This window comes from Streptomyces sp. NPDC012637, from assembly GCF_042954805.1.
Classification (GTDB): Bacteria; Actinomycetota; Actinomycetes; order Streptomycetales; family Streptomycetaceae; genus Streptomyces.
In genome coordinates this window covers 13,052-33,638 of record NZ_JBIBDS010000006.1, presented here as the reverse complement: position 1 = coordinate 33,638, position 20,587 = coordinate 13,052, and the positions used below count along the sequence as shown (strand labels likewise).

Sequence of the window (20,587 nt, the reverse complement as noted above, 5' to 3'; positions counted from 1 at the left end):
CCGTCGTCGGCCCGGGCCCAGCAGGTGACGCCGGCGTCCGCGAGAGCCGGCGGCGTCGGCGCCTTCCACGAACTCGCGCAACCCCTGGCTGCGTCCGTACACCTCGTCCCCGGTTGCCCACTTCGGTCTGATCCCGGCGGCCGGCGCCCGTTGCACCGGGCCGCCGTGCAGATCCCGGGTCGTGGTCACGGTGCGCCGGGCCGGTCACCTCCGATACCGCCGCGCCACTGCCGCGAAGGCGGCCTTGGGTTCCCATTCCATGTCGGGGTAGGTCTGCCCTCGACGCCCTTCGAGGAGTTTGACGATGCCCAGGCCGGCCCGGTCCAAGTCGTCCCGGGGGTCACCGTCCGGGCGGTGCGGGTAGCCGGGCAAGGCGAACAGGAACACGAACGCGCTGTCCACGCCCTCGGTCTCGAAGATCTCCAGCAGTTCGCTCAGATAGGCGGCCTGGCCCGCCTCGTCACGCTCGTATGTGCCGTTCAGCCGGACAGGGGCCTTGGTCTCCGGGTCGTGCTCGACCACTTCCAGCACCCGTCCACCGCGGTTGCCCGCGCCGCGGTAGGCCGCGGTGCCGAACCCGGTGACGGCGAGCGGCTTCGGGCCTTGAGCCAGGATGCGAACCGCGTCCCGGAACCGGTCGGCAACCTCGGCGGAGCGGATCAGCTCGAACGTCATCACGTCGAAGGGAGTCCAGTCGACCTGCTCGAACTGGATGGACGCGTAGGTGAGTTTTCCCTGGAACCGCTCGCGGACCGTGGCCGCGGCGTCGCGGAGGAACGCGTTGAGGCGCACGCCGAGCTCGCGCATGGCCTCGGCCCGCCGCTCGGGTCGGCTCATCAGTTGTTCGACCCGTTCCTCGGGGCTCTCTCCGGGCAGGAACCCGCGGTTCATCACGCTCAGCTCGACCCCTGCGACGAACACGACCGCGGCTCCCTGCTGCCGGAGCCGTTCCGCTCGCTCTGCGCAGTCGCGGAAGAGCGCGAGGACCTGCTCCGGATCCAGCTCCAGCGGATAGGGCGAGAACCAGACCTCCAGGCCGAGCTCGGCGGCGGCATCGGCGGCGAGCTCCAGTCGGTCCGGGTCGCCCCCGATGAGCTGGACCGCATTGCAGTGCAGGTCGTCGCGGATGATGGCGAGTTCACGCCGGACCACGTCGGGGTCGAAGCGCTCACGGGATATCCGGCCGTGCACGACGAACCCGGTGTCGTAGGTCATTCCTCTTGCTCGCATGGTGACGTCCCCATCTGTCGGTGTCGGGCAAGTCGAGGCTGGCAGGAAAAATGCGTGCACGCAAGTTTACGTGCACGCAACTTTGCGCGTACGCAACCCTGTGTGGGACGCTGAGACCGTGACGACACCACCACCCGGGCTGCGAGAGCGGAAGAAGCAGGCCACGCGCGAGGCACTACGCGAGGCGGCCCTGCGCCTGGCCGTGGAGTGCGGACCGGACCACGTACGGGTCGAGGACATCGCCGAAGCGGCCGGGGTCTCGCCGCGCACCTACAACAACTACTTCGCCAGCCGCGAGCAGGCGATCGTCTCCGCTGTCACCGCGGACCGGGAGGCGCGCATCGCGGCGGCGGTCAAGGCCCGGCCCGCAGGAGTACGGCTGGCCGACGCCGTCACCCAAGCAGTGGTCGAGCAGTTCACGAACACCGGCGAGCGCGAGCAGCAGGCGCTGCTGCTGATCACCGCCCGGACCGCACTGCGCGACGCGTTCCTCGACGCCACCGCCGACATCGAGCCCCCGCTCACGGCGGTGGTTGCCGAACGCCTGGGCGACGCCGGAGCGCACACGGCTCGCGTTCTCGCGGCAAGCGTGGCCGCGGCGGTTCGCATCGCGCTGGAAGGCTGGCTCCGGTCGGCCGGGAACACAGAGGCCGCCGCGAGTTTCGGCACCGGAGGACTCGTCGTGCCGTCCGGCTCACTGCCCGACCAGCTCCGCGCGGCCCTGGCCCCGCTCGCGCCCGCGTTCGACGCCGCCGAGCGGCGCATCCAGCCGTGAAGCCACGACTGGGGCATCCGCTGGAAGAGCATCGATGTCGTGACCGGCGACGGTCTTCTGGCCGTCGCATGTCCACGCCAGGCGCGCCCCTCGTGCGGCAGACCGGCACTGGAGCCGGCAGCCAGAAGTGGACCCTCTCCTGATCTCGGACTCCGCCCCTCGCGTCCGGCGACCGGACTCGACGCACGCGGGCGGCGAGTCCCACGTCGCCCAGCGCCCCCGGTCGGCCTGACCTTTCCGCCCGCGGGGTGTCCAGGCAATCGCCTGGGCCAAGCCCAGGGTCGATCCCAGGGCCGAGCCTCGACGGAGGCGTCGTAGTGACTTCGCCATGGACGGCGAAGGCCGCGGTGGCTTGACCTTGGGTCAGGGTTCACGGGGAGGTCCGGCGCTACGAGCCGGGGTGGCGGGTCCTGGCCGCGTCGCTCACCGGCCGTCCAGCAGCTGCGTGGTGGCCAGTTCGCGGTAGAGGGCGTCCGCTTCGAGGAGTTCGGCGTGGGTGCCCACCGCCCGTACGCGGCCGGCCTCCATCACGACGATGCGGTCGGCCGTGGTGACCGTGGACAGGCGGTGGGCGACGACGAGGACGGTGATGCGACCGGCGATGTCGGTGATGGTGTCGCGCAGTGCCGCCTCGTTGGCGGCGTCGAGCTGCGAGGTGGCTTCGTCCAGCAGCAGCAGTCTCGGGCGGCGCAGCAGGGCCCGGGCAATCGCGACGCGCTGGCGCTCACCGCCCGAGAGCCTGCTGCCGCGGTGGCCGACGTCGGTGTCGAGGCCACGGGGCAGGCGGTCCGTCACCCCGTCGAGACGGACGAGGCGCAGGGCGTGGCGGAGTTCTTCCTCGGTGGCGTCGACGGCGCCCAGCGTCAGGTTCTCGCGCAGGGTGCCGGCGAGGACGGGTGTGTCCTGTTCTACGTATCCGATGGCTGCGCGGAGTTCCGCGAGGGGCCAGTGGCGCACGTCCCTCCCGTCCAGCAGTACCTGGCCGGCGTCCGGGTCGTAGAAGCGTTCGATGAGAGAGAAGACCGTGGTCTTGCCCGTGCCGGACGGCCCGACGAACGCGGTCAGGCCTCCGCCGGGAACGGTGAAGGAGACACGGTGGTGGACCTGGGGCAGCCCGGGGCGGTAGGCGAAGTGGACATCGCGGAAGGCCACACGGGCGGGCAGCGGATCCGCTTTCGGCCGGCGCGCACCTCCTTCTCCTCCGTGTTGCTCGTCCTCGGCCTCCGACTTCTCGGTCTCCTGGTCCTCGGCCTCCAGGCCAACGGCCTCCAGATTCTTGGCCACGTGGCCAACGGCCTCCAGCTTCTCGACCTCCAGCCTCTCGACCTCCCGGATCCGGGCGGCGGCGGCAGAACCGATCTGGAACTGGCCGATGCCTTCGACGAGCTGGCCGATCCGGGGCGCGAGCGCGAAGAGGTAGAGGAGAAAGGCGACCAGAGTGGAGACGCCGATGGCGCCCGAGGTGACGCGCGCGCCCCCCACTCCCAGCACGACCAGGAAGCAGACCTGCACGACGACCGCCGACAGGGTCGCGGACACCGCTTCCCACGCGGCGGCGCGGACACCGGTACGCCGGGCGTGCTCGGCCGCCCGGTACAGCGCCCCCGCCTCCTGCTGTTCGGCACCCGACGCCTTGATCGTACGGAAGGCGCCCAGGGCTCGCTCCAGCGCGGCTCCCATGCGGCCGACCGCCTCCTGCGTATGCCGGGTCGCGCGGCCGATCCGCGGGGCCACGACAGCGACGACGACGCCGATGAACGCGATCACGCCGAGCGTGACGCCGAGCAGTACGGCGTCGAGCAGCCCCATCATGACCACCGTCGCGAGGGTGATCAGTGTGCCGGTGACCGCGGCCGACACCGCCTGAGGAGCGCTTTGCCGCAGCAGCGCCGTGTCCGAGGTGACGCGGGAGATCAGATCCCCCGGTTCGGTGCGCTCCACCACCGGTACGCGCAGCGCCAGCAGACGGTCGATCAGCCGGCGCCGGGCGGCGCAGACGATCGACTCCGCGGACCGGTCCAGCACGTAGTGCCCGAGGCCGGCGAAGATCCCTCCCGCAGCCACCAGCACGCTGAGAGCGATCACCGGGCCGTACGCCGGACCTCCTCGGCCCATGTCGTCCATCACCTGCTTGGCCGCCATGGGCTGGGCCAGGCCCATCACGCTGCCGAGCAGACCCAGCAGGACACCCGCCGTCAGACGGCCGCGCTGCGGCCGGAGGTGCCCGATGAGGGCGAGCGACGCAGTGGTCACGGGCTCACTCCACCGCGAAGAAGCGCTGGAAGTATCCGGCCGGCGTGCCCTCGCCGACGGGTTCACCCTCGGCTTCCACCCAGGCGTGCGCGGCGAACGGCGGGCGGGTGCGCACCCCCACGCACCAGGTGGGCCACTGGCCGCGGCAGCGACACAGCAGCACCGTGGCCAGGGACCGCGGCAGGCAGCCCTTGTGCCCGCCCGCGGCCAGGCTCACGGCGAGCACGGTCTCCCGGGCCGCTTCCGCCTCGGCCAGCGTGGCGGGCCGCGCTCCGCGGCGGAGCCGAGCCAGGACAGCCCGGATCCGCTGGGGCGGCAGGATGGCCAGCACGTGGGCGCAGCCGATCACCATGCGCGCCCCGAGACGGCGGGCCGGGGGGACGGAGCGAGGGCGATAGGGAACGGCTTCCGGGGTCGACAACTGTGTATCCCTTCTCTCGGCAGTCGGCAGTCGGCAGTCGGCAGTCGGCAGTCGGCACTCGGCACTCGGCACTCGGCACTCGGCACTCGGCATCGGCAGTCGGCACTCGGCGGGTCGGCGGCCGGCAGTCGTCGGCCGAGGCGGGCTACAGCGCGATGAGCCCGGCGGAGCGGAGCTCTTCGACGATGCTCACGACGTCCTGTGCGGCCACTTCGGTGTCCACGCCCTCGTACCGTTCGACGAGGGCCGCCGCCGCCCGTTCGGTGCCGTGGCCGTCAAGGAGCTCACGGAGCACGACGGCCGCCGTGGGGTTGAGAGTCCAGTACTCGGCGCTCTTCTGATCGAGCAGGGCCATGCCGTACTCGGTCTCGGTCAGCAGCACTCCGGGCTTCAACGTGCACATCGGCCTCACCTTTCCCGTTCCGTCAGGGATCGCGTCCAGGACGGCGTCATCTCCCGGGAGCGCAGCCACACTTCGCAGGCCACGGTCGGGTGCAGCAGGTAGCTCTCCGTCTCGGCCGACAGAGCCCGGCGGCACCACTCGCGCAGGACCTCCACGTCGACGAGACCCAGCCGGGCGAGACGCGACTCCTCGCACAGGGCCAGCAGGCGGGCGCGGTGGCGGCGCAGCCCCGCCTCCTCCTCGAAGGTGGCGTTGGCCTTGGTGCCGCGGGTGCGGCTGGCCTCGGGGACGATGCCGCGCATGGCTTCGACGATCAGCGGCTTGTAACGCCAGGGAGTGATCCGCTCCTGCGGCCGGATGGCGAGGGCGGCCTCGATCACCCGGTCGTCGTAGTAGGGGGCCGCCACCGTTATGCCCAGCGGGGCGGCCATCTGGCCGATGTGCCGGGTCCACTGGGAGATGCCGTCCATCGCGGCCATCTCCCGGTGCTCCCCGTGCCCGCGGCCACGGGGCTCGGCTTCGGGGAGGTGCGCGCGGAGCAGCTCGCGTACCGCCTCCACGGCCTCGGGCGTGGCCCAGCCCGGCATGCGCGGCGGTGCCGACCAGTCGAGCAGCGGTTCGTCCGCCGGCGCCGGGGGCGCCTCGAGGTCACGGGCGACCCTGCCGAGCCAGGCGCGATAGGAGCGGCGGTCCAGGAGCTGGCGCAGCACGCGCCACCGGGACCACTGGTACTTCGCGGTGTATCCGCGCAGGTCCCGCAGCGCGGTGAGGGGATGCGTGCCCATCAGCGCGTGCAGGCGGGCGGGCGCTCCTGCGAGGAGTTCGTCGCCTCCCAGGCCGGTCAGGTGCAGGCGCGATCCGCGGGCTGCCGCCAGGGCGATGATGTGCATGCGACGGTTGCGGTCGACCGTGAGGATGCTCGGTGTGTCCAGGAGGTCGTCGAGGGTGTCGATCCCGTCGAACGTCATCGCCAGGTCGGACGCGGGGACGATGTGGTGCTCGATCGTCCCCAGTGCCCCGGTGGTCCGGCGGGCCCAGTACACGTCGTCGCCGAGTTCGTCGTGGATGGCGGCGGTGTACGCCGCGACCTTCGCGTCCCCGCGGGCGGCGGCGCAGCACACGGCGGTGGAGTCGAGCCCGCCCAGGTCGGCCGTCACCAGCTCGCGCCCGCGCGTGCGCGCGGCGACTGCGGCGGTGAGCGCCTCCCGGAAGCGCACGGCGCCCTCGGCCAGGGGCAGGTGCGGATCGGGGGGCGACCACCAGCGGGTCTCCTCGGCCCGTCCGTCGGAGTCGAGCGTCAGGTAGTGGCCGCCGGGCGCGGCGTGTACGCCCTTCCACATAGGGGAGCCCGACAGCGGGTGCGGCACGCCCAGCGTGAGCAGTTCGAGGGCGAGCATGCGTTCGTCGAGTTCGGCGCCGGCCAGTTCGGCGAGCACGTCGGCCCGGTCGGAGGCCAGGGCGACGCGGCCGACCGCCGGGAGGGTGGCACTGGTGAAGAACACCCGCCTCATGCCGACGACGCCGCCCTGGACCCGGACCCGCCCGCCGCTGCTGGCCACGAGGTGGAAGCTGCCCGTCCAGGTGGCACTGATGCGGTCGAGCGCCGACAGGGACGTGCCTTCGGCGGCTGCGGCTGCGCGTCGGGCCTCTTCGGCGGTGACGGAGTGTTCGCCGAGCACGGCGATGCGGGTCCCTCGGCACTCGCCCACCACCATGCTCGAGGCTGCCCAGCGCCCCACCAGCCACGGGCGCCCGGACGGGTGGCGCAGACCCTGGGCGGCGTGGGCGAGTGCTTTGGCGGCGACGGCGGCGGCCGCGTCGGTGTCGGGCAGGACGGCGAACCAGGTGGGCAGGGCATGGAGTGACAGCGAGTCTTCCACGGCTACGGCCTTCGGTCGGCGATGTACGGGAAGCAGGGTGGTCGGGTGGCGGCTGGAGGCCGCCACCCGGTGATCCGGCCGCCCGTTCAGCGGGGCGGCACGGGACTCACGTCAGAGGAGCTGCTTGCCGCCGAGGACGTCCTTGGGCCCGGTGTTCTTGATGCCGGTCACCTTGCGGAAGCTGCCGGCCTTGGTGAGGGTGGGGCGCTCGTACGTCATGGTCGAACTCCTTTTCACTTCGGGGGTTTTCGGCGTGCATGCGCATGCGGCGGTTCCCGATCCGGAGACCGGTCATTCCGCTTCGACCACGCTAGGTAGGGCGACCGGATCACCACAATGGCGTGTCCGGGCCGGGCCGCAGCACACCCGCGGCGCGCGCTTCGCCTTGCGCGCCCCGAACTGATGTGCTCACGTCCAGGCGCGTTCGCCGCGAACTCGAGCTCACGCTCGATCTCTTCCTCGCGTCGGCGTCCGCGCACCCGGGCGGCGTGCGCACGGCGCGCCGGGCGCCAACGCCGCCCGGGCCGCCCTGCGGCGCCACATGCCGACGGAGCTGACCGTGGGCCGCCGACGACTCCCGCGGCCCACGTAGCGCGCCTGCTCCTGGCCGGGGACCGTGTCCGCGGGGGCGTCAGCGGCCGCGGCGGCCTACCGTGGGACGCATGCGGCTCCTGCTGACCTCGGACACTCACCTGCCCGCCCGCGCCGCGTCTCTGCCGGAAGCTCTCATGGCAGCCGTCGACGACGCCGACGCCGTCATCCACGCCGGTGACTGGACCGACGAGGCCACGCTCGACCTGCTGGAGTCCAGGTCCCGTCGGCTGATCGGCGTGTACGGCAACAATGACGGCCCGGGACTGCGCAGCAGACTCCCGGAGGTCGCCCGTGCCGACCTGGAAGGGGTGCGGTTCGCGGTCGTGCACGAGACGGGAGCGGCCGCAGGACGGGAGCGGCGCTGCGCCGTCCGCTTCCCCGACGTGGACGTCCTCGTGTTCGGCCACAGCCACATCCCGTGGGACACCAGCGCCGGGAGTCTGCGTCTGCTGAACCCGGGCTCGCCCACGGACCGCAGGCGCCAGCCCTTCTGCTCCTTCATGACCCTGACGGTGGTGGGGGCGAGGCTGTACGACGTGACGCTCCATCGGCTGCCCCCGCGGCACTGACCGCTCCCGACCCTCTGTCCCGAGAGCTCGTGCACCGCCGGACAGACCTGCCGAGAGGATGGGTCGGTCGTCGGCCGATGGGGGCGTCGAATGCCCGACCGGCGAGGCCGTCCGCGAGGCGGCATGAAGGAAACGGCAGTGAACGAGCCGGATGCGGGGCCCCTGTTGCTGTTCGCCAACTTCCGGAACGCAGGCTGGCGGAAGTCTTCGGCCTGCGGATGACGAGCACCGACACGGCCGCCGCCATCTCCCCGGTGAACGACTTCGCCTCCGACGACCGACCGGCGCCGTGAACCGGCGATCGACAAGACCGTTCGCCGCCGCCAGGGAGCACCCCGCATGAAAGGTCGGCATCCGGGAAGGCGCCCGCTGAGCGGAGCGGATACAGCGCCCAGGAATCCTCGCGGCGAGGAGTGCGCGGCACCGCGCGGCACCGTGGCAGGCCATCGAGCGGGCCCTCGATCAGATTCGGTCTGCTGGAGGACGGTCCTCCGGCGGCTGTCAGCGGGCCCGCGGGCAAGAGCCGGCTCCGAGACCGTCGGCGGGCCGCCCGCGGCTGGGGCCGGGCTCGCGGCGGTCGCCGACCGTGAGCCTTCCTCCTGACCGCCACCGCACCCGGCGCCGTACCCCGGCCCAAGAGCACAGGCATGACGACATCTACCGAGAGGAGCAGTCGGATGACCACGGCTCGCGAGATCATGACGGAGGGCGCCGAGTGCATCGGCGCCGAGGAGACGGTCCTCGAGGCCGCGAAGAAGATGACGCAGATGGGCGTCGGAGCGCTGCCGATCTGCGGCACTGACGACAGGCTCAAGGGGATGCTCACCGACCGCGACATCGTCGTGAAGGTCCTCGGAGTCGGCAAGGACCCTGCCGAGTGCAAGGCGGGAGAACTCGCGCAGGGCGAAGCGGTCACCATCGGCGCCGACGACGACGCCGCCGAGATCATGCGCACCATGGCCGACCACCAGGTACGGCGCCTGCCCGTCATCGACGGCCACCGGCTCGTGGGAGTCGTCGCCCAGGCCGATGTCGCCCGCGCCCTGCCCGACCCGCAGGTCGGCGACCTCCTGGAGGCCCTCTCCGTGAACTGACACGCATCGAAGGCTCACTGCGTGGGGTGGCCGGGGCCGCGGGGTGGACAGGGCGACGCATCGTCACCGGAAGGCCAGGCGTCGCGGACACCGCAGCCATGATCGGGTGCCCCGCGCACCGGTCACCCGAGCGCCACACCCGTCCGGGCCGCCCCGCTGCCCATCCCGGCATCGGAATCATGGCCAGGTCGAGTCGCCGGGTCGAAGGCCGCGCTCGCCGACGAGGCGCCGGAAGCCGGCCGGGTCAAACGCCGCGTCGCACAGCGCGAGCGTCCTGCGGGCCGTCCCGACGTGGCTCGTCACTCGGTGAAGGGAAACGTCCGGGCGTGAAGAGGGGCCGGACGTTCGCCGTGCACGCCGCGACGCTGATCGCCGCCGGCCGGCCATGGTCACGGCCTGGCCGCGCACGTGGCCATGAAGGGGGCGCCACCGGTCGGGACGCCGTCCCCATGCCCGCACGCACGCCCCCTCGGGGCGGGCCGTCCACTCTCCACGGCGTTCTTGCTGCCGAGGGGGCATTCGAGTCGGTCACGGCGCGATCCGGCCGCCGAGTGGCGCGGTTCCGGCCCATACCAGGAGTGCGGCGTCGAGGCCGGCCATGGCCAGGACGGCGACGAAAGGCACGCGTCCGCGCAGGAGAGCGGACGGTCCGGCCACCGCCACGGCACAGAGCGCGAGGGTCACGCCGATCGGGCCCGCTGAGGCCGGGGTCACCCGGCCCGTGGGGCCGGCCGTCAGCGTCACGCACGAGGCCAGGGCCAGGGCGGCGGCCGACGCCATGGACCCGCGCCGGCCCAGTCGCTGCGGGAGCCCGCGTACCCCGCTGGCGAGGTCGTCGTCGAGGTCGGGCAGGACGTTCGCGAAGTGGGCGCCCGTCCCCAGGAGCGCCGCCGCGGCGCTCAACCACAGAGGTGGCCACGGGCTGCCCGGAAGGGCCAGCGTCAGGAACGCGGGCAGCAGCCCGAAGGCGGCGGTGTACGGCAGCCAGGAGAGGACCGTCCGTTTGAGCCACAGGTTGTACGTCCATCCGGCAGCGACGCCGCCGAGGTGCACGGTGCCCGCCAGGAGTCCGCAGCCGAGCGACAGCGGGACGCAGACCAGCAGGGCCGTGCAGGCCGCCGCGCCCACCGTGCCCGGCCGTGCGGCCCCCGTGGCCAGCGGCTTGTCACGGCGTCCCGCGGCTCGGTCGCGCCGGTGGTCCAGTCGGTCGTTGGACCAGCCGATCGACAGCTGCCCCGCGGCGACAGCAGCCACCGCCAGGGCCGCGGAGGCGAGATCCAATCCGAAGGCGGTGGCCAATAGCGCTGCGAGGACCGTCACCGTCGCCGCCGGCACCGGGTGACTCGCCTTCAGCAGAGCGAGGACGGAAGAGCGTTCCTTCGAGCCGGGGACCGACGGGGTTGCGAGGCGGTGGGGTCTTTCGTCCGTGGTGGGGCGCATCGCACCACGCTAGGCGACGGCGCGCCCATGATCTCCGGGTTGAGGGTGTCGACGCCTCACCGTCCCTATGTTGGAGGAATGACCCGCGTCCTCGCGGTGAGCACGGCCTTCCCGCCGCACCGCTACCTGCAGCACGAGATCACCGAAGACCTCGTCTCCAGCCTGCCGCCCGGATCCGACCGGGCTCTCGTGCGCCGACTGCACGCCGCGGCCGGTGTGGAGAGCCGTCATCTCGCCCTGCCCCTCGACCGTTACCGTGATCTCGGCCCGTTCGGCGAGACCAACCGTCTCTTCGTCGAACTGGCCGTCGCGCTGGGCGCCGAGGCCGTCGAGCGGGCGCTCCACGACGCCGGCGTACGCCCGGAGGACGTCGACCTGGTCGTCTCGACGACCGTGACCGGCATCGCGACCCCCTCTCTGGAGGCCCGCCTCGCCGGACGGATCGGTCTGCGGCCCGACGTCAGGCGCACGCCCCTGTTCGGGCTCGGCTGCTCCGCGGGCGCCGTCGGCCTGGCCCGCGTCCACGACTTCCTCGACGGCCGGCCGGACAGTACCGCTCTCCTCCTCTGCACCGAGCTGTGCTCGCTCACCTTGCAGCGCACCGACACGTCGATGGCGAACCTGGTGGCGGGTGGCCTGTTCGGCGACGGAGCCGCCGCTCTCGTGGCCGGCGGCAGTGAGCGTTTCGTCGGCAGCGACCTTTCCCCCGCAGCCTCATGTACGACATCACGCCCGTCCGGGTCCTGCGTGCCGAGCGTCGTGGCGGCACGCAGCCGCCTGTACGCCGGGACCGAGCACCTGTTGGGGTGGGACGTCGGTGAATGGGGCTTTCGCATGGTTCTCGGCCAGGAGCTCCCCGAACTCGTCAGGCTGCAGGTGGCCGAGGAGGTCGAGTCCTTTCTCGCCGTGCACGACCTCAAACCCGCGGACGTGGGGGCGTGGATCTGCCATCCCGGCGGCCCGAAGATCCTGGACGCACTCGCCGACGGGCTCAGCCTGCCGGACTCGGCCCTTGCGGCGAGCCGCCGCGCCCTGGCCGCCCACGGCAATCTGTCCTCCGCGTCGGTACTGCAGGTCCTGAAGGACATCCAGACCGATCGGCCGCCGGCCGGAACGACTGGCCTGGTGATCGGCCTGGGGCCCGGCTTCTCCTCCGAACTCGTCCTCCTGGCCTGGTGAGGCTCTCGTGACAGTGACGGTGACGCTGTACACCTTGTTGGTCCTTCTGGTCGTCGCCGAACGCTTCGCGGAACTCGCCGTGGCCCGACGCAACGGGGACTGGAGCCGGGCCCGGGGCTCCCGCGAGTACGGTGCCGGGCACTATCCGGTCATGGTCGTCCTGCATGCCGCGCTCCTCCTCGGCTGCCTCGTCGAGCCCTGGGCGGCCGACCGGCCCTTCCTGCCGTTGCTCGGCTGGGTCGCCCTCGTTCTCACTCTGGCGGCCCAGGCCCTGCGGTGGTGGTGCATCGGAACGCTGGGGCCCCGCTGGCACACCCGGGTGCTGATCGTCCCCGGTCTGCCGCTCGTCGCCTCCGGCCCGTACCGCTTCCTTCGGCACCCCAACTACGTCGCGGTCGTCGTCGAGGGCATGGCCCTGCCCCTGGTGCACACCGCCTGGCTGACAGCCCTGGGCTTCTCGCTCCTGAACGCGGCCCTGCTCACCGTCCGTATCCGATGCGAGAACACCGCGCTGGCGCCTTCTCGCTCCCTTGCCCCCGCCGGAGCCGCGTCGTGATCGACCTCCTCGTCGTCGGGGGCGGCCCGGCGGGTCTGGCCACCGCGATCCACGGAGCGCGACGAGGCTTCGACGTCATGGTCGCCGAGCCTCGGCCCGCGCCCATCGACAAAGCCTGCGGAGAGGGACTGATGCCCTCGGCGGTACGCGCCCTGGACGCCCTCGACGTGCGGGTACCCGGCCGACGCCTTCGGGGCATCCGCTACGTCGACGCTGAGGGCGGCCGACGAGCCGAAGCCGCGTTCCGCACGGGATCCGGTCTCGGTGTACGTCGGACCGTGCTGCACGACGCACTCACCGCCCGGGCCGTCGGGCTCGGCGTTCACGTCGTGCCGCACCGCATCCGTCAGGTGTCCCAGTCCGAGGCGTACGTGACCGCCGACGGCATCGCCGCCCGCTACCTCGTGGCGGCCGACGGGCTGCACTCGCCCACCCGGCGCGCGCTCGGCCTGACCGTACGGCCGGCCACCACCCGGCGACGCCCGCCCCGGTACGGACTGCGGCGACACTACGCCGTCGAGCCGTGGACCGACCTGGTGGAGGTGCACTGGTCCGCCGACTGCGAGGCCTACGTCACCCCGCTCGGGCCACGGCAGGTCGGCGTCGCCCTCCTCACCTCGAGCCGACTGCCCTTCGACGAGCAGTTGACCCGCTTCCCCGCGCTGGCCGCCCGCCTGCGCACGGCCGAGGGGACACCGGTCAGGGGCGCCGGGCCGCTGCGTCAGCAGGCCCGTACCCGGACGGCCGGCCGGGTCCTGCTCGTGGGCGACGCCGCCGGGTACGTCGACGCGCTGACCGGCGAGGGCCTCACCCTCGCCCTGACGGCGGCGGACGCCCTCGTACGCTGCCTGCACGAGGGCCGCCCGCAAGCTTACGAACACACCTGGTGCCGCTTGTCCCGCAGCTACCGCCTCCTGACGAGATCCCTGCTCTGGATCCGGAACCAGCCGTCCATGGCCCCCTTGATCACGCCGGCCGCCGCCCGGTTTCCTGGCCTGTTCCAGAGCACCGTGAACCTGCTGGCTTGAGTGCTGCGTCAGCTGGTGGCCGCGGAAGGCCCGGACGCGGGCGGCGAGAGCCGGGCCGTCGGTCAGAACGCATCCGCCCCGCCGCTCCAGAAGATTTTGCCGTCCTTCATGCTGGAACACCCGGCCTCGCCGACCGCGCCTGCAGGGACGCCGGCGCGCGACGACCCGGCGGCCTGGGCGGCGTCCTCGACCATGGCCGATCCCCTGTTTGGGGGCGAACGTGCGGAGGCTGGACGGGTGGTTCATCCTGCCCCACAGGTGGACCGGGACGATCGCTTTCGTCCGGGCCGTCACCTTCGCTGCGTCGTCGTAGTCCAGGTCGAGGACCGCCCGACCGTGAGCGCCGCAGCCACCGTTGAAGGGACCCGTCGCGGACGCGGAGGGTCACGGATCCCGGTGTCCGCCGGGTGGGGCTGCCCGGCTCTCGGTGGGCTCGGGCGGGGGCCCCGCCGACGGACCCGGCGAGGGCTCGCCCGCCGCGAGGTGCTCCAGGACCTCCGCCAGTTCCTCGCAGGCGCGGCGCACCGAACGGCGGGTCGCACGCTGCTCGGTGATGACAGAGGCGAGGAGCAGGGCGGTCAGGGCGGCGCAACCGTTGAACGTCTGGAGCTTGACCATGATCTCGACGTCCGACAGCTGGGAAAACGCGCCCCGGTCGGAGGTCGCCTCGAAGGTGGCGAATACGGACGCGAAGAGCGCGCACAGCACGCTGCCGGCGAGCTGGAAGCGGAGCGCTGCCCAGACCAGCAGGGGGAAGACGAGGAAGAGCAGGCTCATCGGGCTGAGCACGGCCAGTGGGACGAGAACCAGGGTCGCCAGCCCCAGAAAGGCCGCCTCCTTCCAGCGCCGTATCCGGAACCGTCCGGCCGCCCCCGCGAGTACGAGCAGGAGCGGAGCGACGAGCAGAACCCCCATCGTGTCGCCCGCCCACCAGGCCAGCCACACGGCCCAGAACTCGCTCCCGTCCAGGGAGCCTGTCACCACCTGCAGTCCGACCCCCGCGGTCGCGCTGATCAGCATGGCGCCGAACCCGCCGAGAAAGACCAGCGAGAGCCCGTCCCGCAGCCGCGCCATGTCAAGCCGGAAGCCGACCCGCCTCAGCAGCAGGAAGGCGCAGAGCGGCGCGACGGTGTTGCTCACCACGGTGACCACTGTGGTGGGTCCAGGGGTGGTGAGGGAGGCGATGACGAGGAAGGAGCCGAGGGCAATCCCGGGCCAGACCCGCGCGCCGAACAGCAGCAGGGCGGCGACGGCGACACCGGTGGGCGGCCAGATGGGGGTGGCCACCACGTCTCCGACGACGAGGCGGCCCAGCAGGCCGAGCCGTCCGGCCGCGTAGTAGCAGACCGCCACGCCCAGCGAAATCAGCGCCGCTTCGGTAAAGGGCCGGAACTGCCGAATAACCAACACGCCAGCCATCAGACACCGGCCGGGCCGCCATGACCGGGCAAGGACCCCTGCGTGTCGGGCGCCGCCGCACGAGTCCGGACCGGCTGGTGGCGACCGGACCGGGCCGGACCAGCCCGAGGTCTGCCCGAACCGGGGCAGGCCGACCCCGGGACGAGCCCCCTTCACCCCTCGACCGTCGCCCGGGCCGGACCGCCGTCATGGCCGACGACCAGGACGGCTGCGTCGTCCTCGTGTCCCACTGTGGCCGCCAGCTTCATGACGGCGGTGGCGAGCCCGTCGACGTCCAGCCCGGCGACGGCGGTGATCCCGGCGAGCCGCGTCACCCGGTCCAGACCCTCGTCGACGTGGAGCGAGGGCCCCTCCACCACCCCGTCGGTCAGGAGGACGAAGACACCGCCGGCGGTGAGCCGGTGGCGCGTGGCCGGGTAGTCGACGTCGCGGAGCACACCGAGCGGAGGCCCGCCCTCGCTGTCGTCGATGCCGGAGCGGCCGTCGGTGGTGGCCCAGATGTGGGGGATGTGACCGGCCCGGGCGCACTCCAGGGTGCCGGCAGCGGGGTCGAGCCGCAGGAAGGTGCAGGTGGCGAAGAGGTCGGCGCCCAGAGAGATCAGCAGGTCGTTGGTGCGACCGAGCAGCTCTCCCGGGTCTCCGGTGACGGAGGCCAGCGCGCGCAGTGCCACGCGGACCTGTCCCATGAAGGCGGCTGCCTCGATGTTGTGCCCCTGCACGTCACCGATGGACATGCCGATCCGCCCGCCGGGCAGGGAGAAGGCGTCGTACCAGTCACCGCCGACGTTGAGCCCGTGGTTGGCGGGCTCATAGCGGACGGCCAGCCGGGCGCCCGGAAAACTGGGCAAGTCCGAGGGCAGCATGCCGCGCTGCAGGGCCACAGCGAGCTCGACACGGGAACGCTGCGTCTCGGCCAGCTCCCGAGCCCTGGCGGTCAGCGACCCGAGCCGGCCCAGAAGGTCCTCGCTGTTGTCGGCCGGCCGTCTGCGGAACATCGATCACTCCGACGTCACGACAATCCTCGCATCGTTCCGTCCCGTCTCCAGCACGCGGGACCAAGGGGGACCACCTCGGTACGAACAGGTCCTTCCCCACTCTGCCCGGACGGCACGACGCCCGCATCTCATCGACCCCGCACCCCGGCCCGAGGGCGCCGCCAGGAGACCCGGGGCCCGCCTCGATTGCGGCGACCGCGGCGCCGCGGCGGAAGTCCACGAGCGGCTCGTCAGGACCGATGGGTGCACGCCTGGTCAGGAGCGCCCTTGGCCCTCAGCTCGAGACGGCCTCGGCCCAGCCGCGGTTGACGGTCTCTCTCGCCTTCTCCCTCTGCGCCTCCGTCGGAAACGTCGGCGTGCCCTCCACCGTCGGCAGTTTCTCGGCGGCGGCCTTGTCGAGGGTGCCGTCCTTCTCCATGGCGTCCATGAGGACGGGGCGTGCATAGGCGCCGAGCCGGAGGTTCTGGCCCTCCGGGCTGAAGACGTACTCCTGCCACAGACGTGCCGCCGCCGGGTGCGGAGCGTCTTTGTTCACCCCGCTCGCGTAGTACTGGGCGAAGCTGCCGTCGAAGGGGATGGCGGTCCGCCAGTCGACGTCCGTGCCGTTCTCGCGGAATTCGTCGGCGTAACCGAGGTTGAGGAAGTCCCAGTCGATGCTGATCGGGGTCTGGCCCTTCGCGATCGTGGCCGAGGTGGATTCGACCGGGATGAAGTTGCCGTTCTTGCTGAGCTCGGCGAAGAAGTCGATGCCGGGCTGGATGTCGTCGAAGGAACCCCCGTTCGCCAGGGCCGCCGCGTAGACCCCGGCGAAGGCGGAGCCGGACTTGGTGGGGTCGCCGTTGAGCGCGACCTTGCCCTTGTACTCGGGCTTGCGCAGGTCGGCGAAGGTCGCGGGGCAGGTCGTGACGCGCTTGGCGTCACAGCCGATCGAGATGTAACCGCCGTAGCTGTTGTACCAGCGGGCCCGGTCGTCCTTCTGTTCCTTGGGGATTTCGTCGTACGCGGCGACCTTGTACGGAGCGAGCAGGCCCTGACGTGCCGCGGACTGCGCGAACGAGCCGCCCACGTCGATCACATCGGGGGCGCGGCCTCCGCCCCTGTGCTCCTTCAGGGCGTTGATCTCGTCCTGGCTGGTCCCTTCCGGGTTCTCCACCGTGACCCTGATCCCGTACTTCTTCTCGAAGCCGTCGATCACCGCGCCGTAGTTGGCCCAGTCGCTCGGGAGCGCGATCGTGTGGAGCGAGCCCTCTTTCTTCGCCGCTGTGGTCAGTGCCGCCATGCCGCCGGCGTCCGCGGCGGAGGTGGCCACCGCGGGCGCTCTGGGAGCGGTGGTGGGCTTGTCTCCGCAGGCGCCGAGGGGCGCCGCGAGGACCAGGCAGGCGGCGACGAAGGCTGTCCGGAGACGAGGTGTGGGCACAAAGGCTCCATAACGGGCGGTCGCGTACTGATCGAGGCCAGCGTACGTTCGGTGGCCTCGGCAGCGCAGTCCCAGACGGTGGTGTCCGCTGTCTTCCCTGCGGCTGCCGTACCGGCGCGTTCTCAGAACCCCTCGTCGTCCCACCCGGCCAGGAGCGCCTCCCCGAGATCCATCGCGGGCGGCGCGGCCGAGTCGAGGAGGGCCTGCTCGCTCCAGATGATCTTGCCGCGGGCGGTGTAGCGGGTGCCCCAGCGCTCGGCGAACTGCGCGACGAGGAACAGGCCGCGACCGCCCTCGTCGGTGGCCTCGGCCCGGCGCAGGTGTGGGGAGGTGCTGGACCCGTCGGAGACCTCGCAGATCAGGCTGCGGTCGTACAACAGCCTCACCCGGATGGGCTCGGTGCCGTAGCGGATGGCGTTGGTTATCAGTTCGCTGAGGATGAGTTCCGTGGTGAAGGCGATCCCCTCCAGTCCCCAGTCCGCCAGTCGGCGCGCGCAGGCGTTGCGCACCGGGGACACCGCCGCAGGGTCGGGCCGCACGTCCCACTCGGCGATCCGAGCGGGGTCGAGTCGGCGGGTGCGGGCCACCAGCAGTGCGACGTCGTCGCTGGGCCTGGTGGGCAGCATCGCGTCGATCACCGCGGTGCAGGTTTCCTCCGGGGTGCGGGCGGGCCCGGCCAGGGCCGCGCGCAGCGCTGCCAGGCCCGCGTCCGGATCGCGGTCGCGACTCTCGATCAGCCCGTCGGTGAAGAGTGCCAGCCGCGAGCCTTCGGGCAGGGTGACCGTCATGGTCTCCATGGGCAGGCCCTCGCCCAGGCCCAGCGGCGGCGAGACGGGCACCTCGGGGAAGGACACGGTTCCGTCGGGGCGGACCAGAGCGGGGCCCGGATGCCCGGCGGTGGCGGCCGTCACCTGCCCCGAGACGGGATCGTAGATGGCGCACAGGCACGTGGCTCCGGTGATCCCCTGCCACTCCTGCTCGTCGGTGTCGATGTGGGCGACCAGCTCGTCCAGGTGGCTCAGGAGTTCGTCCGGAGGCAGGTCGAGGGTGGAGAAGTTGTACACGGCGGTGCGCAGACGGCCCATGGTGGCGGCTGCGTGGAGACCGTGGCCGACGACGTCGCCGACCACCAGGGCCACCCGGGTGCCGGGCAGCGGGATGACATCGAACCAGTCACCACCCACACCGGCCTGGGCAGCCAGATAGCGGTGCGCGACCTCGACGGCGGACTGCTCCGGTACGCCCCGGGGCAGCAGGCTGCGCTGCAGGGTGACGGCCATGGTGTGCTCGCGGGTGTAGCGGCGGGCATTGTCGACGGCCAGTGCAGCCCGGGCGGTCAGCTCTTCGGCGAAGGACACGTCCTCCTCGTCGAACGGTGGGGAGTCCTGCCCCCGCCAGTAGCCGGCCATCCCCAGGACCACGCCCCGGGCCCGCAGGGGCACGGCGATCAAGGAGTGGATGCCGCGGTCCAGGATCTGCAGTGCGTTGGCCGGGTCCTGGTCCCGCCAGCGGTGGGTGACGCGCAGGTCCGCTTCCAGGACCGCACGGCCGTCGGCCAGCCCGGCCGCCATGGGGCTGGTGGGAACGAACCGGATCAGCTCGCCGACAGGGTAGAGCGGGTGGTCGCCCTGAAGGCCGACGGCGGCGGTGCGGCGCATCTCGGTGCTCGCTTCGGTCGGCTCCTCGCCGCGCGTAACCGGGTCCAGCAGGTCGACCGTGACCACGTCGGCGAACCGCGGGACCGCCACCTCCGCCAGTTCCTCCGCAGTGCGCTCGACGTTCAGCGTCGTTCCCACCCGCACCCCCGCGTCGTAGAGCAGCTTCAGCCGCTCGCGGGCCACCTCGGCCCTGCCGGAGAGTGCGCGCAGCTCGGTGGTGTCCCGCAGCGTGACGACGGTCCCGGCCTGCCCGTAGGGGGCGGTGGGCCGGATGTTCACCGACAGCAGCCGATCGGTTGCCATGTGCAGCTCGTCGGTCGCGGAACGGCCCGATGCGATCGGCTCGGCGATTCCCTCCTCCAGACCCAGGTCCGTGACGGGGAGGCCCTCGGCGTCCACGGGCAGACGCAGCAGCCGCCGCGCCTCGTCATTGGCCAGCAGCAGCCGTCCGCCGCCGCCGATGATCAGCACTCCCTCCCGCACGGCGTGCAGCACCGCGTCGTGGTGCTCGTACATCCTCGTCATCTCGGCCGGTCCCAGGCCATGGGTCCGGCGCAGCAGCCGACGGCTCACCAGAGCGGTTCCGCCCGCGGACAGGGCGAGCACCGCGGCTGCGGTGCCGAGGACGACCGGCAGCTGCCGGTTCACCATGCTCTGCACGTTCTGGACCGTGACCGGGGAGGAGACGATGGCGATGACGCGGCCGTCGGAGTCCTTGACGGGGACCACCGACACCACGGACTGTCCCAGGGACCCTTCGAAGGTCTCGGTGAAGGACTGGCCGGCCGCCGCCTTGGAGAAGGGGCCGACGACGTGCTTCCCGATCTGCCGTGGGTCGCTGTGGGCGAGGGTGACCCCGGAGAGTGTGTACACGTTGATGCCGTCGACCCCGGCGATCTTCCGGGCCGCCTCGGCGCTCGGCTGTAGCACCGCGCTCGGATGGGGGCTGCGGAGGGCCGCGACGATTCCCGGAGACTCCGCGAACGTTCCAGCGGCGGCGAGCGTACGGTGCCGGGCGTCCACCATGGCGGCGCTCCGGGCCTGCACCACGAGCGCCACCACCGCGGCGGCGACGAGCAGCACCACGACGGCCAGCTGCAGGAGGAACACCTCGCCGGCCACGCTGCGCACGCTCAGAAGGGAGGACAGACGCTGCGGCTGCCGCGCCCCTCCCTTGGGGTGCTGGGCGTCCTCCTGACGCTCCTGGTGGCTTCCCGAGCGGGGACGCCGAGGGGGAGAGGAAGAGCTCGTGGTCGAGCCGAGCAGCCGACGTCGGACTCGTCCAAGCAGGTCGCTCATACTTTATTTTCCAACCCCTATGGGCCGTCGGCAGCGGGGAGCGACGGTCGCCGAGCCGGCGACCCGGGTCCCCGCCGCTGAGCGACAGTGTGGCGTGGCGCGGCGTGTGGGGGCGGGCGGTTCCGGGCCGCCGCCGTGCTGACGTGGATCCGCCACGCCCACATGACGTGCAGGAAGTCCTGCTGGTTCAGGGGTGGAGGGGTGGACGGGACGAGCGCTACGACTGCCGGCCGCCGTTCCTGTGGCTCTGTACACGAGGACGGGAGTCGTTTGTCGACGGCTTCGGGAGTCACTGCGGCACCTGTCGCTTGATCAATGCCGATGAGTTCGGGAGTCACTGAGCGCATGCGTCTGAGCGGTCCATGACAGAGCGGCGT

17 protein-coding genes and 1 pseudogene are annotated in these 20,587 nt (G+C 72.1%); 6 read left to right on the top strand and 12 right to left on the bottom strand.

What is annotated here, in order from left to right:
- Window positions 1-204: 204 nt before the first annotated feature.
- The gene (locus ACFY8W_RS23350; protein WP_391108381.1) at window positions 205-1,215 is read right to left on the bottom strand and encodes a hypothetical protein; all 1,011 of its coding nucleotides are present in this window, start codon (window positions 1,213-1,215) and stop codon (window positions 205-207) included.
- A 133-nt stretch (window positions 1,216-1,348) separates the two neighbouring features.
- On the opposite strand from ACFY8W_RS23350, the gene ACFY8W_RS23345 reads away from it, so the two are divergent.
- The gene (locus ACFY8W_RS23345; RefSeq protein WP_391108379.1) at window positions 1,349-2,005 is read left to right on the top strand and encodes a TetR family transcriptional regulator; all 657 of its coding nucleotides are present in this window, start codon (window positions 1,349-1,351) and stop codon (window positions 2,003-2,005) included.
- Window positions 2,006-2,428: 423 nt separating this feature from the next.
- On the opposite strand, the gene ACFY8W_RS23340 is transcribed toward ACFY8W_RS23345, so the two are convergent.
- From ACFY8W_RS23340 to ACFY8W_RS23320, 5 genes are all read right to left on the bottom strand, one after another.
- A complete protein-coding gene (locus ACFY8W_RS23340; RefSeq protein WP_391108376.1) occupies window positions 2,429-4,258 on the bottom strand; it encodes an ABC transporter transmembrane domain-containing protein in 1,830 nt (609 codons plus the stop codon).
- A 4-nt stretch (window positions 4,259-4,262) separates the two neighbouring features.
- Entirely contained in the window at window positions 4,263-4,610 is a 348-nt protein-coding gene (locus tag ACFY8W_RS23335) for a lasso peptide biosynthesis B2 protein (RefSeq protein ID WP_391108373.1), read from the bottom strand.
- A gap of 214 nt (window positions 4,611-4,824) precedes the next feature.
- On the bottom strand, window positions 4,825-5,082 hold the full coding sequence (locus ACFY8W_RS23330) for a lasso peptide biosynthesis PqqD family chaperone (protein ID WP_391108371.1): 258 nt from the start codon (window positions 5,080-5,082) through the stop codon (window positions 4,825-4,827).
- A gap of 5 nt (window positions 5,083-5,087) precedes the next feature.
- Window positions 5,088-6,962, bottom strand: a complete 1,875-nt coding sequence (locus ACFY8W_RS23325) for a lasso peptide isopeptide bond-forming cyclase (protein ID WP_391108368.1) — start codon at window positions 6,960-6,962, stop codon at window positions 5,088-5,090.
- Window positions 6,963-7,073: 111 nt separating this feature from the next.
- On the bottom strand, window positions 7,074-7,181 hold the full coding sequence (locus ACFY8W_RS23320) for a keywimysin-related RiPP (protein WP_158688462.1): 108 nt from the start codon (window positions 7,179-7,181) through the stop codon (window positions 7,074-7,076).
- Window positions 7,182-7,624: 443 nt separating this feature from the next.
- On the opposite strand from ACFY8W_RS23320, the gene ACFY8W_RS23315 reads away from it, so the two are divergent.
- Both ACFY8W_RS23315 and ACFY8W_RS23310 read left to right on the top strand, forming a co-directional pair.
- Window positions 7,625-8,125 (top strand): YfcE family phosphodiesterase, encoded by a 501-nt coding sequence (locus tag ACFY8W_RS23315; protein WP_391108365.1) that lies wholly within the window; start codon window positions 7,625-7,627, stop codon window positions 8,123-8,125.
- A gap of 677 nt (window positions 8,126-8,802) precedes the next feature.
- Window positions 8,803-9,219, top strand: a complete 417-nt coding sequence (locus ACFY8W_RS23310) for a CBS domain-containing protein (protein WP_391108362.1) — start codon at window positions 8,803-8,805, stop codon at window positions 9,217-9,219.
- 528 nt (window positions 9,220-9,747) lie between these two features.
- On the opposite strand, the gene ACFY8W_RS23305 is transcribed toward ACFY8W_RS23310, so the two are convergent.
- Complete coding sequence (locus tag ACFY8W_RS23305) at window positions 9,748-10,659, bottom strand: UbiA family prenyltransferase (protein WP_391108359.1); 912 nt, start codon at window positions 10,657-10,659, stop codon at window positions 9,748-9,750.
- Window positions 10,660-10,737: 78 nt separating this feature from the next.
- Here ACFY8W_RS23305 and ACFY8W_RS23300 point away from each other — a divergent pair, with 78 nt between their 5' ends.
- Genes ACFY8W_RS23300 through ACFY8W_RS23290 form a run of 3 tightly spaced genes read left to right on the top strand, consistent with a single transcriptional unit; the run spans window position 10,738 to window position 13,422 of the window.
- Window positions 10,738-11,838: a 3-oxoacyl-[acyl-carrier-protein] synthase III C-terminal domain-containing protein gene (locus ACFY8W_RS23300; protein ID WP_391108356.1), complete on the top strand. Its 1,101-nt coding sequence runs from the start codon at window positions 10,738-10,740 to the stop codon at window positions 11,836-11,838.
- A 19-nt stretch (window positions 11,839-11,857) separates the two neighbouring features.
- Window positions 11,858-12,394: an isoprenylcysteine carboxylmethyltransferase family protein gene (locus ACFY8W_RS23295; protein WP_391109628.1), complete on the top strand. Its 537-nt coding sequence runs from the start codon at window positions 11,858-11,860 to the stop codon at window positions 12,392-12,394.
- Window positions 12,391-13,422 (top strand): lycopene cyclase family protein, encoded by a 1,032-nt coding sequence (locus tag ACFY8W_RS23290; RefSeq protein ID WP_391108354.1) that lies wholly within the window; start codon window positions 12,391-12,393, stop codon window positions 13,420-13,422. The genes ACFY8W_RS23295 and ACFY8W_RS23290 overlap by 4 nt, the downstream gene beginning before the upstream one ends.
- A gap of 48 nt (window positions 13,423-13,470) precedes the next feature.
- Here the strand turns inward: ACFY8W_RS23290 and ACFY8W_RS23285 are convergent.
- From ACFY8W_RS23285 to ACFY8W_RS23265, 5 genes and pseudogenes are all read right to left on the bottom strand, one after another.
- Window positions 13,471-13,668, bottom strand: a pseudogene (locus ACFY8W_RS23285) (hypothetical protein); the annotation flags it as partial.
- A gap of 138 nt (window positions 13,669-13,806) precedes the next feature.
- A complete protein-coding gene (locus tag ACFY8W_RS23280; RefSeq protein WP_391108351.1) occupies window positions 13,807-14,841 on the bottom strand; it encodes an MASE1 domain-containing protein in 1,035 nt (344 codons plus the stop codon).
- 152 nt (window positions 14,842-14,993) lie between these two features.
- Complete coding sequence (locus ACFY8W_RS23275) at window positions 14,994-15,836, bottom strand: SpoIIE family protein phosphatase (protein ID WP_391108348.1); 843 nt, start codon at window positions 15,834-15,836, stop codon at window positions 14,994-14,996.
- A 274-nt stretch (window positions 15,837-16,110) separates the two neighbouring features.
- Window positions 16,111-17,253, bottom strand: coding sequence for an extracellular solute-binding protein (locus tag ACFY8W_RS23270; protein ID WP_391108345.1), 1,143 nt, complete (start codon window positions 17,251-17,253; stop codon window positions 16,111-16,113).
- 122 nt (window positions 17,254-17,375) lie between these two features.
- A complete protein-coding gene (locus ACFY8W_RS23265; RefSeq protein ID WP_391108343.1) occupies window positions 17,376-20,042 on the bottom strand; it encodes a SpoIIE family protein phosphatase in 2,667 nt (888 codons plus the stop codon).
- Window positions 20,043-20,587: the final 545 nt, after the last annotated feature.

Bases quoted from the DNA above. Each gene is read 5' to 3' on its own strand.
- ACFY8W_RS23350 (WP_391108381.1), bottom strand. From the start codon at position 1,215: ATGACCTACGACACCGGGTTCGTCGTGCACGGCCGGATATCCCGTGAG.
- ACFY8W_RS23335 (WP_391108373.1), bottom strand. From the start codon at position 4,610: ATGGTGATCGGCTGCGCCCACGTGCTGGCCATCCTGCCGCCCCAGCGG.
- ACFY8W_RS23330 (WP_391108371.1), bottom strand. From the start codon at position 5,082: ATGTGCACGTTGAAGCCCGGAGTGCTGCTGACCGAGACCGAGTACGGC.
- ACFY8W_RS23320 (WP_158688462.1), bottom strand. From the start codon at position 7,181: ATGACGTACGAGCGCCCCACCCTCACCAAGGCCGGCAGCTTCCGCAAG.
- ACFY8W_RS23315 (WP_391108365.1), top strand. From the start codon at position 7,625: ATGCGGCTCCTGCTGACCTCGGACACTCACCTGCCCGCCCGCGCCGCG.
- ACFY8W_RS23310 (WP_391108362.1), top strand. From the start codon at position 8,803: ATGACCACGGCTCGCGAGATCATGACGGAGGGCGCCGAGTGCATCGGC.
- ACFY8W_RS23305 (WP_391108359.1), bottom strand. From the start codon at position 10,659: ATGCGCCCCACCACGGACGAAAGACCCCACCGCCTCGCAACCCCGTCG.
- ACFY8W_RS23300 (WP_391108356.1), top strand. From the start codon at position 10,738: ATGACCCGCGTCCTCGCGGTGAGCACGGCCTTCCCGCCGCACCGCTAC.
- ACFY8W_RS23280 (WP_391108351.1), bottom strand. From the start codon at position 14,841: ATGGCTGGCGTGTTGGTTATTCGGCAGTTCCGGCCCTTTACCGAAGCG.
- ACFY8W_RS23275 (WP_391108348.1), bottom strand. From the start codon at position 15,836: ATGTTCCGCAGACGGCCGGCCGACAACAGCGAGGACCTTCTGGGCCGG.